7 protein-coding genes are annotated in these 13,240 nt (G+C 44.0%); 2 read left to right on the top strand and 5 right to left on the bottom strand.

The window, feature by feature from the left end:
- Nucleotides 1-18 precede the first annotated feature (18 nt).
- The 5 genes from D464_RS0105750 to D464_RS13630 form a co-directional block, all read right to left on the bottom strand.
- Entirely contained in the window at nt 19-1,224 is a 1,206-nt protein-coding gene (locus tag D464_RS0105750) for a mechanosensitive ion channel family protein (protein ID WP_018910553.1), read from the bottom strand.
- Nucleotides 1,225-1,248: 24 nt separating this feature from the next.
- A complete protein-coding gene (gene dacB / locus D464_RS0105745) occupies nt 1,249-2,565 on the bottom strand; it encodes a D-alanyl-D-alanine carboxypeptidase/D-alanyl-D-alanine endopeptidase (protein ID WP_018910552.1) in 1,317 nt (438 codons plus the stop codon).
- On the bottom strand, nt 2,562-2,969 hold the full coding sequence (locus tag D464_RS0105740; protein ID WP_018910551.1) for a PH domain-containing protein: 408 nt from the start codon (nt 2,967-2,969) through the stop codon (nt 2,562-2,564). Before D464_RS0105740 ends, dacB begins: the two co-directional genes overlap by 4 nt.
- Nucleotides 2,970-3,121: 152 nt before the next feature.
- Nucleotides 3,122-4,021: a diaminopimelate dehydrogenase gene (locus D464_RS0105735; protein WP_018910550.1), complete on the bottom strand. Its 900-nt coding sequence runs from the start codon at nt 4,019-4,021 to the stop codon at nt 3,122-3,124.
- A gap of 485 nt (nt 4,022-4,506) precedes the next feature.
- Nucleotides 4,507-4,644, bottom strand: a complete 138-nt coding sequence (locus D464_RS13630; protein WP_154649586.1) for a hypothetical protein — start codon at nt 4,642-4,644, stop codon at nt 4,507-4,509.
- A gap of 259 nt (nt 4,645-4,903) precedes the next feature.
- Between D464_RS13630 and ruvA the strand changes: the two genes are divergently transcribed.
- Both ruvA and sov read left to right on the top strand, forming a co-directional pair.
- Nucleotides 4,904-5,521: a Holliday junction branch migration protein RuvA gene (ruvA, locus tag D464_RS0105720; protein WP_018910549.1), complete on the top strand. Its 618-nt coding sequence runs from the start codon at nt 4,904-4,906 to the stop codon at nt 5,519-5,521.
- A gap of 132 nt (nt 5,522-5,653) precedes the next feature.
- Nucleotides 5,654-13,210, top strand: a complete 7,557-nt coding sequence (gene sov / locus D464_RS0105715) for a T9SS outer membrane translocon Sov/SprA (protein WP_026284646.1) — start codon at nt 5,654-5,656, stop codon at nt 13,208-13,210.
- Nucleotides 13,211-13,240 lie beyond the last annotated feature (30 nt).

Here is a 13,240-nt window from a genome sequence, read left to right as displayed (position 1 = left end):
AACAAAGCCCCCTGACGGTTACTGCTGAGGGTTTTGTTCATATATAATCAAGCCAAACTCATGCGCATAGGCATAAACGTGTTCGAGAATATCTGACGTTGAATGCTCATAAGGAACCCAATCCTTATTAGATAAGAAGAAGTAAAACTCGATAGGAACTCCCGCCTGTGTCGCATCTAATTGACGCAGGAGTAAAGTCATCTTAGGGTTTACATCTTCTCGTTTGGATAGGTAATGCTCCATGTAATGACGGAAGAGTCCGATGTTAATTACATCCCCCTTCAGATCCTCCTCCTTGACATATCCCTTTGCAAGAAGGTTCTTCTTGAGATCATCATCAGCAATTCTTATACTGCGAACATCAAAGTAGACGACCTTCTTCACACGGCGTCCTCCCCCCTCTAACATATCTTTCCAGTTGAGGAAAGTGCCATTTACCAATGTTAAAGGAGATACCGTTGCTATGGAATTATCGCTTTGTTTCACTTTAACAGTGGTCAGAGTGATGTCTTGGACAGTACCATCAAGACTGCCATCAGGCATTGTTATCCAGTCTCCAATGTGTATCATCTCATTGCTGGTGAGCCTAACTCCAGCGACAAGACCATCAATTGTGTCCTTAAATACTAACATCAAGATAGCAGAAGTGGCTCCCAAACCAGCAAGAAGGTTCATTGGACTGCGATTGATGAGTATTCCCACAACCACAATAGCAGCTATAAAGATGGTCAATATCTTTAAGACTCCACAGAAGGACTTAAGGTATTGGCTCTTAGAACTGCTTGGTTTCGTATTTAGATAACGCAATCTGTCAATGATACCAACGACAAGCTGTGTGGTAGCAATGGTGAGATAGACCGCTGTCAGACGTGCCAAAGCCTCTTGAACAACAGGTATTTGATAGAAAACAAGGGGCATTAACTTCCAGATAACGAGGGCTGGAACAATGCGACAGGCCACTTTCAAGACCTTATAATCAAATATTACATCATCCCATTTGGCCTCTGTCCGCTTTACAATCTTCAGTATTAAAGGTACAAAGACATACCTACAAATAAGCTCCGATACCAATGCTAGCAACAGAGCTACCACTGTTAACAACACATGACGCAGTACTGGGACGGCATGACCATGCACTCCCAACGATAGGATAACATCCTCTACAAAGATGCGAATCTGCTCTAATGCATCATTTAATAAGTGATGAGGAAGTTTCGGCAACATAGTTATTTGCATTTAAATGAAGGGTTATTGGCACAATGCCACACATATCTTATTTTGGAAACGACGCATTGGTGAATGGGTCATACCACCATTATTAATAATAGAGAAACATATCAAATGCCCGTTTGAAGCAGTGAGATAACCAGCCAAGGAACTAACTCCTCGCACTGTACCAGTCTTGGCTCTCACGTTATTTTGAGCACTTGTTCCCCGCATACGTTTACGCAGTGTGCCATCAACACCAGCGATTGGTAAGGCTTCATAGAGCGCATTATAAACCTCTTGATTGCGATAGGCATGACGCAAGAGTTGGATCTCTAACTCTGCACTTACATAATTATAAAGAGACAAGCCAGAGCCATCTGCCACATTATAATCACGTGGATTCAATCCGAGACGACTGAAGAGTACATTCTCATAGTTCCTCCCTTGCTTAGCAGAACACCAACGAACTCCACCGCTCGCAGCCAACTGGTAGAACATAGACTCTGCATAGAGATTATCGCTGACCTTTAACATTCTGTGTAAGACCTCACGTATAGAATGAGTATAGGTAACGATCAATGACGCATTAGAGGGAACTTGTCGTTCATCGGTGAAACCATCGACGGATATGCCAACATTGCGTAGTTTGCGAAGAAGAGTGTCCATAAAATCATCCTTTCGATTGACCAATAAGGGTGTAAGAACAGGATTCTTATCATCCCAGCACCACCCTTCTCCAAGTCTGTCTTTGTCTTTGAACGACAGATCAGCATAGACATTCCCCTCAATGCGAGTGATCCCCAACTGTCGAATAGAGTCTGCTATCGCCGACAGATCACCAGATGACAACATCGGATCCATGCCTCCCAAGCAATAGAGATCACCGTGTAAAACCTGTGTTGAGTCATTGATTGTTCCTGTATAGTAAACACGTGTCTTGAAATCATAATCAGCTCCTAACTTATCCAAAGCAGCAATAGCTGTGACGCACTTCATCGTAGAGGCGGGGCGAAGATGGAGTTTCTCACGGAACTGATAGACGGGAACATCATCAGTTAAGTCCCATACCATGACCGAAGCCTGCACCGTTTCAAGGAGCGGACTACGCATGATTCCATCCAAACGATTCGTGATATTCTCCTTCCAAGAGAGCCGATCATCAGTGGAGAACATCGGTATAATACTGTCCGTGTCTTCGTCTTCATCTTCCCCAATATCGTCCGTCTTGGGTTGAGCAATCACTGCCTTGGGATGCAGGATATTGGCTACCTCTGTACTATCAAGATATACTTGCGCATGAACCTGTAGGCTCAATACAATGCAAAGAACCAATGCCGATAAATATCTTAACTTCATTCTTCGTCCTTTCTCATTATCATTCGCTTGGTAAGTACAGCCTGAAACGAGTCGATATTATCAGGTTGTACGCTAATGGTATTGCCATTTACCAATTCAATTAATATATAATGTCCAATGTGAAAAGCAAAGGGATGCTTCCCAAGTGACCGGATATCACTGATAGAAATAGACTTTGTTTGTCCGATACGTCCTGTCTTAATGCGTAATTGATCATCATCAGTAAGAACATAACTAGTATGTATAGCACGGTCGATGGCTCTAATAGTTACAACGATAAGTAAGACTCCTAAGACTATCATCACACTACTAGTTCGATGCCACAAACAGAAGAATGCACCAAGACCAAACACTAGTATCGCTCCTATATCATTTATTGTTACCTTATGTTGGAATGTTCTCATACTGAGTGCAAAAGTACAAAATAAAAGCCTTTGTACGTCAATATATTACATAAAAAGATAATGGCAACCAACATTGGTTGCCATTATTAGAGGGGAAGGTTATTGGTCCAATTAGGCTTATTAGCCTAATTGGACCAATAAAGCTAATACCCTTAAACCAAAGTCGCAATAACTTCTTCGCGGCTTTCAGGTAGCATATCAATGACCGGAATCTCAGGCATTGTATAGCAACCAGGGGCTAGACGGAAACTAGCTCGTGCCACATTGACAAGCACCTGAGCTGTAAGTGCTGGGTTATTGATATTCATATCGAATGAGAAGTGCTGGTTATGTGTCTTACCACTAACGCCCTTGCGGGTCATGTGAACGCCATGACCAACATCATTCAAGGCGTCAACACTAGGTACAGCAAACACATGCAACTCGTCATGAGCAAAGTAATCATCGGCCTTGAGTTCCTTTGTTACATCCTCAAGATTGGCTCCTTCTTCTAGTTCAACATATACCATGCGGCGGTGAATGCCCTCTCCCAAAGGTATAGTCATCGACAATGCGTCCTTAACGCCCTGCTTACTACGAGCCACAACAGAGTGTCCCATGGAACGACCAGGACCGAAGTTTGTATAAGAAAGACCCTCTGGTGCAAGGCTCTCCATTAGTACTCTTACGATAGAGTCAGAACCTGGATCCCATCCAGCAGAGATAACACTCACAGTGTTAGTACGCTTGTTATTCTCCATTTGTTTCGTGCGATAGTCGAGGATAGAACCGTGAATATCGAAAGAGTCAACGGTATTAATGCCCAAAGCCGTAATCTTCTCGGCATACTCTGGACAACTTCTTGTTGGAGTTGCAAGGATCGCTACATCAACATCTTTCAGTTTTGTGATGTCATCAACAACCTCGTATGGAGTCAATTCTAAGGGCTTATCCTTGTCACCCTGACGTCTTACAACACCCGCAATCTCGAAATCCTTTGCTGCTTCTAAGGCCTGAACACTATATTGACCAATGTTACCATAACCAATAACAGCTGCTCTAATCTTTTTCATAATTACTTACCTTTTATATAATTGAACTAATCTTCTCCGCAAAAGTAGTATTTTATTTGCTAACAAGTATCGTCTTCTATTGCTTTTTAACACTATTCAATATCTCCTCCCCCAAGCTCCCTCTCTTCTGCTGCAAACAAGAGATGGCGAAAGAGGAAAAGCCTCAGCCCCTTCCTTTCTTCGAATGTCAAAACCCCTCCCACCCTCTCCGAGGGGAAGGAGTGCCTAACAGAAACAAGTTAGGGGATGGTCGGTCGGGATATAACGAGGCAATGCCTCATTAGCTGAAATAGCAGGACTAAAAACGAAGAAACGCCCTTCTTGTTTTGAAGAGGGCGTTTCCTTGATACGAAGAAGGCGTCTCTTCACATCAAGGAAAGCCTCTCTTTGTTTCCAGTCACAATCTACCTCGTGTCTAAGCAATACCACAAAGTAGGGACAGACGCCCTCGTCTGTCCGCTTGTAAATCCCTAAATAACATCCTGTTAGACAACATCCTCTCCTTTAGAGGGGCTTGGGGAGGCTTTTATTTGCTGTGATTTGGCGGACAGACGAGGGCGTCTGTCCTTACTTTGTGGCACTATATCCAACCGATCCAACAACTCTTTTACCTCTTTAGTCATTTACTTTTTTACCTTTTCCTATTCTTGTTAACCTGTCAACTTGTTAACTCGTCAACTTGTACCAATCCTGATTTTGAAATAAAGGGAACGTTTCCTAACTATCACCCATTAGCAGCTCCTCCTCTTAGGAGAGGCTGGGTGGAACTCAGAACATTGCGATAATTGTAGTCAAATGTAACAATAAACAAAGGAGGAATGCGTTATTAAGAACGTATATACAGAATTTCCATGCCCGAAAAAGGCATATTTATTTTAGATTATGATTGAATATATCAAAGGCGAACTGGCAGAGTTAACACCTGCCATGGCTGTCGTTGAAGCTCATGGTGTGGGTTACGCACTGAATATCTCACTGAATACTTATAGTGCAATACAGGGTAAAACAGCTGTCAAACTATATGTTCATGAGGCCATTATGACCGGTGGACGCGATGACAACTACACACTATACGGCTTTGCAAACAAGCAGGAGCGAGCCCTTTACAGATTGTTGATTACGGTCTCCGGAGTAGGTGCGAACACTGCTAGAATGATTCTTTCTTCATTGACACCAGCCGAACTTTGCAACGTAATTGCCAATGGGGACGAGAAGATATTGAAGACAGTTAAGGGTATTGGTCTTCGAACAGCTCAACGCATTATAGTCGATCTCAAGGATAAGATCATGCAAAGTGGTATTGCTGACGAGTTGCATGTTAGCAACACTCCTGGTACACCTGCTGTTGATGCAGGAATTAAGGATGAGGCCGTTAGCGCACTCACTATGCTTGGCTTCTCACCAGCTCCTTCTGCAAAGGTTGTCGTGAGTATCCTTACCGAACAACCTGACCTTCCTGTGGAACAGGTGGTTAAGTTGGCGTTGAAAATGATTAAGTAATAAAGCCTCACCCCCGTCCCCTCTCCGAAAGGAGAGGGGCGTAATTACCGCTTACAAATGCTGTTCTCTGCATATTACAGCTTGCATATTTCTGTTAAAGGAGCTTAGGGAGGCTTTCAATCACTCGTCTTCTTGAAAAGAAAACATTACATATTCCTCATTATTATCATGCTTCTTGGTAGTGTCACACTACTAAGCTGGGGACGTATGGCTCTATCTTTTGCACCGATAAAGAGCCTCTTCTCTGTAACACAAAACGATACGATCAAGAAGAAGAAACCGATTGAGGTGGAGATAGATGAGGAGAAGATCCCTGACTCTTTACTGCATCCAAGGTGGAAAGTGCAGCGCACTTCACCTATTACTTATGATGATCTAAGGGAGAACTCTACCGATCTCATCCGCCCCGAGAACATGCGACAAACGGTGGAGTATAACGACTCTCTCGATCGGTATATCATAGGTAACAAGATTGGTGATACATACGTGATGGCACCAATAATGATGACACCTGAAGAGTATCGGAAGTGGACAGAGAAACGCAGCTTCACGGATTACTATCGCTCAAAGAACCAAGAAATACTACGCGAAAAGGGCAAGGAGAAGTTCGACTTCACCGATATGCACTTCTCGTTAGGACCGGCAGAGAAGATCTTTGGACCAGGTGGTGTGCGTATTAAAACACAAGGAACTGCAGAGCTGAAGTTCGGTGCGACGCTCAAAAGCATTGATAATCCGTCATTGCCAATACACAATCGTAAGACCACAGCGATGAACTTTGACGAGAAAATTAACGTCAATGTCAATGGTAAAGTGGGCGATAAAGTGAACATGAACCTCAATTACAACACTGATGCGACATTTGACTTTGACACGCAGAACTTCAAGTTGAAGTATGAAGGAAAGGAGGATGAGATCATCAAACTGGTTGAGGGTGGTAACGTAACATTCCCTTCTAACAACTCTCTAGTGCAAGGAGCTTCGGCCTTATTCGGCATTCGCACCGACATGCAATTCGGTAAATTGAAGTTACAAACGGTGTTATCTCAAAAGAAGAGTTCGAATAAGAGCGTTAGTTCTAGGGGTGGAAAGCAGTTAACACCATTTGAGATTGATGCCGCAGAATACGAAGAGAACCGTCACTTCTTCTTATCTCAATACTTCCGAGATCACTATGATGATGCAATGAAATCATTGCCAAATCTGAAGACAGGTATCACTATCAACCGTGTTGAAGTGTGGGTAACAAACAAGAGCGGAACGACAAGTAACACTCGTAATATCGTTGCTCTCACCGATTTAGGAGAGAATGAACGAGTGAGTCGAACGGATCTTTGGGGTACAGGAATTGGTCAAGTACCAACGAACAACGCAAACACTGAATACAACACTATCGCTCAAGGCTACCCTGCCGCACGCAATATTGATCAAGTGACAGGCATCTTGGATGGCGCAGGACTTGTGGGTGGTAATGATTACGAGAAGATTGCTAATGCCCGACTACTCAATAGTTCGGAGTACACAGTGAACCCTGCTTTGGGTTACATATCGCTTCGCAGTGGTCTACAAACCGACCAGGTGCTTGCCGTTGCATACGAATATACATTCGGCGGAGTGACCTATCAAGTGGGAGAATTTGCCAGTGACCGCACCGATATCAATGAGGCTCTATTCGTAAAGTCGCTGAAGAACACCAATAACAGCCCTAGTCAAGGTAACTGGGGATTGATGATGAAGAACGTTTATTACCTGTCAACTAACATTGAGAAGGATAAGTTCCGCCTTGATGTTAAATATCAAAGTGATACGACAGGTGTGTACCTTTCTTATATACCTGAACCACAAGTTAAGAGCTTACCCATCATCAAGTTACTTGGTGCCGACCGATTAGATAACAATAACAACCCGCATCCGAATGGTTATTTCGATTATGTAGAAGGATACACTATAAGCAATGGGCGCGTCTTTTTCCCACTAGCGGAACCATTCGGCGCAGGGCTTCGTAAGAAACTTATTGATAAAGGTGTTACGGCTGCAATAGCCGATAAGTACACATTCTCGGAACTATATAATTCGACAAAGACAACCGCTAAGCAGATTGCAGAGAAGGATAAATTCATGCTCGTGGGACAATATCGTGGTACGGCAGCAAACGTTATTTCGCTTGGTGCCTACAATGTTCCGCAAGGTTCCGTGGTGGTTACTGCTGGTGGAGTAACGCTTAATGAAGGTTCTGATTACAGCGTTGATTACAGTGCGGGAGAAGTAACAATCCTCAACCAGAGTATTATTGATGCAGGAACTGCCGTCAATGTCTCCCTCGAAAGTCAAAGTGCTTACCAACAGGAGCGCAAGACAATGATAGGAGTAAACTGGGAGTATGATTTCTCAAAGGACTTCCAAATAGGTGGAACATTCATGCACTTATCCGAACAACCACTCACCACAAAGGTGAATATGGGCTCGGAACCACTCAACAACACCATTTGGGGACTTAATCTAAACTGGAAGAAAGAGAGCCAGTGGTTGACCAACATGCTCAATAAGATACCTTTCTTGCATGTCACTCAACCATCATATATCACCTTCTCTGCCGAGTTTGCACAGTTGTTGGCAGGGCAGAGTAAGGGTACACAAGACCATGCGTCTTACCTTGATGACTTTGAAGGTACGAAGAATGCAATCGATGTTAGCCAACCTACATCATGGGTTATTTCAAGCGTACCATCCGACTTCTCCGAGTCAACGGATAAGACTACTCTAAGGAGTGGATACAACAGAAGTCTCTTAGCTTGGTACAATATTGACCCGCTCTTCACCCGTCGTAGTAGTTCACTAACGCCTGGTCACATCAAAAGCGACCTCGAACAATTATCGAATCACTACGTTCGTGAGATTCCAATTACCGAAGTCTTCCCTAACAGAGATCGTAACTATAGCGGTTCCATCTCAACCTTGCAAATACTGAATCTGGCTTTCTATCCAGCAGAACGAGGTCCTTATAACTTCAATCCTAATATTGACATTAATGGTCACCTCACCAACCCTAACAGAACATGGGGCGGTATGATGCGTAAGTTGGACACGAACGACTTCCAGACAGCCAACATCGAGTATGTGGAGTTTTGGATGCTTGATCCGTTCATCTATACCAATCGACAAGCTAATGCCAACCAGTATGGTGGCGACTTCTATATCGATCTCGGCGAGGTGTCTGAAGATATATTGAAGGATGGAAAGAAGTTCTATGAGAGTGGTATGCCAGTAGATGGTAGCAACTCATGGACAACGACTCAGTGGGGACGAATCCCTACACAATCTACCATCACGTATGCTTTTGCGACGTCAGCAGGCAGTCGTGCCAAGCAAGATGTGGGTTACAATGGCTTGACGGATGAAGAAGAAAGACAGTTCACAGCCTATCAGAACTTCCTTACTGCAGCCCGTGCCAACACTAATCAAGCCGTGTTTGACTCTATATGGGCTGACCCTGCCAATGATGACTACCACTATTTCCGTGGTTCGGATTGGGATCGTAAACGTGCATCGATACTTGAACGCTATAAAAGAATCAACAACCCGCAAGGTAACTCACCTGACAATGAGAATAATAACGAGCGTTATGACACGTCTTACAAGACCACTCCTGATGTAGAGGACATCAACCAAGACTATACACTGAACGAATACGAGAAGTATTACCAATACCATGTTAGCATTCGACCACAGGATCTCAATGTCGGACAAAACTTCATTGTGGACAAGCGAGTGGCGTCAGCATCCTTGCGAAAAGGTGGTTCGGAGCCTGTCACATGGTATCTTTTCCGCATTCCACTAGAGGAGTTTCAGAAACGAGTGGGGGGTATCAACGACTTTACAAGTATCCGCTTCATGCGCATGTTCCTCACTGGTTTCAGCAAACCAATAGTTCTCCGCTTTGCCACTTTCGACCTTGTCAGTGGCAAATGGCGTCAGTATCAGCAGAACTTAACCAGTGGTGTGCCCAATACTGGTACGATGAATGTTAGTACGGTAAGCCTTGAAGAGAATGGAGATAAGACTCCCGTCAACTATGTCTTACCGCCTGGCATCATTCGAGGACAGGATCCGAGTCAGCCTCAACTAGTAGAGGAAAACGAGCAAGCGCTATCTTTGGTCGTTAATAATCTAAGCTCTGGTGAATCGAAGGCAGTGTATAAGAACACAACACTTGACCTGCGCCAATACAAGCGTCTACAGATGTTTGTACACGCAAATGCCTTCGAACAGAACACAACCAACCTCGGTGATGATCAGTTGGCAGTGTTCATTCGATTGGGCTCAGACTATAAGAACAACTATTACGAATATGAAATTCCATTAAAGCTAACCGCTCCAAAAAGTAATTACGACATGTATCTCCCACAGGATCAACGGCTGGTTTGGCCTATAGAGAACATGTTAGATATTCCTTTGCACCTACTCACTTCCGTCAAGAAGCAGCGTAACAAGGCACGTGGAACTGGTGGAGCTAGTTTCAACCGCGTCTTCTCTGTCTATGACACAGACCACCCTGCCAACAAAGTAAGTATCATGGGTAATCCAACACTGGGTGAGGTTAAGACTATGATTATCGGTGTGCGCAACCTTTCCAGCAGCCAAAAGAGTGGTGAAGTTTGGGTCAATGAATTGCGTCTAAAGGAGTTTAACAACGAAGGTGGATGGGCTGCAAGAGGGCAGTTGAACGTCCAGTTGTCCGATTTCGGTAGTGTTGATGTCAATGCAAGTCATAGTACTGATGGCTTTGGAGGCTTAGAACAGGGTGTAAATGAACGGCAACAAGAAACAAAGACAGACGTGTCTGTCACTACGAGTCTGGAGTTAGGTAAACTGTTCCCAGACAAGGCGAAGGTGTCTGCACCATTATATTATAGTATCACAAAGAGCGAAAGTAGACCTAAATATAACCCACTCGACACCGACATGGAACTGGGTGAAGCACTCGAAGGAGCTAGTAACAAGCAGGAGAGAGACTCGATTAAGTCGATTGCAATTACCAAACGATTGACAACGAACTTATCGCTATCGAATGTGCGTGTTGACATACAGACAAAGAATCATCCTATGCCATACGACCCCGCAAACTTCTCTTTCTCGTATAGCCATTCACACTCTCACACATCGGGCGAAACGACTGTCTATGAGAATGAAGACAACTGGCGTGGGGCATTAAACTATAACTGGACACCTGTTTACAAGCCTTGGGAGCCATTCAAACGACTAATCAAGAGCCGTTCAAAATGGTTTGATATCCTACGTCGCTTTGGCTTGAATTGGTTGCCACAGAACCTTACTTTCAATACAGAGATGGTTCGCAACTATTACGAACTACAAGAACGTGACATGGAGTCAATAGGTCATGACCGGCTCCCACTGACGTTTAATGAGCAGTTCCTATGGAACAGAGACTTTGCGTTGAGATGGGACTTAACGCGCAACCTACACATGAACTTCCAAAGTGCAACACATGCAGAAATAGAAGAGCCATACACTCCTATCAATAAAGACCTCTATGCGGATCGTTATCAAGCATGGAAGGATTCGGTGTGGACAAGCATTAAGCACTTTGGTACTCCACTTGATTACCAACAGAACTTCTCGCTCTCTTATCAGTTACCTCTTAACCTTTTACCTATCTTCGATTGGGTGAATACGGATGCAAACTATAATGCAACTTACACATGGGTAAGGGGTGCTAACCTTGATAATGGTACTTCGCTCGGTCACACAATCACGAGTAACAGGACCTTAAACATTAATGGGACTTTCAACATGGAACGCCTTTACAACCATGTTCCCTTCCTAAAGAAAACGAATGAGCGGTTCAATCGGACACAACCGAGGAAGCCCTCTCGTCCGACAATGACAGCCGAACAGAAGAAGAAGGCGAAGGAGCAGAAAGCGAAAGAGAAAGACGACGAAAAGAAGAAAGCACTGCCTAAGAACAAGAAGAGTTTTGAGCAGGAAATAACCCTCAAAGCCGATACCTCTATCGTTGTATCGCATGGTAAGAACACGAAACGATTGATCTTCTCGGCTAAAGATGAGCATGGAAAAGCCTTAAAGATGAAGTGGAAGAAGGTGGGAGATAACCAAGTAAAAATCTTCAATCGGACAGACTCTGCTATACGAGCAAAGCTCACTATCACACCAAAAGAGCCACTCGATAACAAGAAATGGTATAAGACTGCACAATGTGTTGTACGTGCTTTAATGATGGTGCGCAACGTCGGAATATCGTATCGCAACCAGTATTCTATGACCTTACCAGGCTTCATGCCAACCATTGGAGATGCCTTTGGACAACGTCGTGGTACCGGTGCATTGACACCAGGGTTGGACTTTGCTTTTGGTCTCATTGACGATGATTACATTGGTAAAGCACGTGACAATAACTGGTTACTCATCAATGATAGTGTTGCCACACCAGCGATAACGAACCAGGTTGAAGACGTACAATTACGTGCCACACTGGAGCCTTTCAGAGACTTCAGAATCGATCTCACGGCTAGTAGAATGACAACCACTTCAAGGAGTATTCAGTACATGTATGCTGGCGTTCCAACCACTCAAACAGGTTCATTCACCATGACTACGCTCTCTTTGGGCACTGCTTTTGAGAGCATGGGGAACGCTAACAATGGTTATCACAGTGCCACTTTCGACCGCTTTGTCAATTCGCTCAACAGCTATCGTAATCGTGTGGAAGCACAATACAATGGGGCTACTTATCCAGCATCAATGGGTGGAGGGCACTTCAGTCCAACGGTCGGAGCAGTCAATAAATATAGTGCAGATGTGATGATCCCTGCCTTCCTCAATGCCTACACAAGTATGGGGGGCAATGGTTTAAAGCTATTCCCTACCCTACGAAGTCTGCTCCCGAACTGGAGTATTAGGTACAGTGGACTATCGAGATTACCACTCTTCCAAGATCTATTCAAGAGTGTGAACATCAATCACGCATATAGAAGTATCTTCGCAATCGGCTCTTATCAGAGTTACAGCACATGGCAGGAATACATGAATGGATTAGGTTTCATCACCGATGCAACCACTGGAAACCCTATCCCAAGTTCGATGTATAACATCTCACAAGTTAGTATCAACGAGGCATTCTCGCCTTTACTGGGTGTGGATGTGACGCTTCAGAACAATCTAACTGCACGCATGGAATATCGTCAAACACGTGTGTTAGCTCTCTCAATGACGAGTGTTCAGCTCAATGAGGCTACATCGAAAGATTGGGTAATTGGTATTGGCTATCGCATTAACGACTTCAATCTCTTTGGCAATGGAACACATCGTGTGGCAAAGAAGAAGAAGAAATCAACCGCAAACACGCAACAAAACGATAATAATTCATCGAACAGGAACAACGGATTTAACCAAGATCTTAACCTCAGATTAGATATGAGCTATCGTCGTCAAGCCTCACTTACACGTGACATCGCATCGCTCACCTCTACCGCTTCCAGTGGTAATACGGCCTTTAAATTCTCCTTCCTTGGTGATTACACACTAAGTCGCTTTGTCACAGCCAGCGTCTATTACGATATGCAAATAAACTCTCCTCTGCTGTCATCTGGTAGTTATCCAACCACAACTCACGACTTTGGAGTTAGTTTAAGACTAAGTTTAACGAGGTAGAAAGAGGTTTACAACATTTCTCCAAGGCTT

The organism is Prevotella veroralis DSM 19559 = JCM 6290 (assembly GCF_000377625.1).
Lineage (GTDB): Bacteria > Bacteroidota > Bacteroidia > Bacteroidales > Bacteroidaceae > Prevotella > Prevotella veroralis.
The sequence above is the reverse complement of the archived record's forward strand: the minus strand, read 5'-3'. Positions and strand labels throughout refer to the sequence as shown.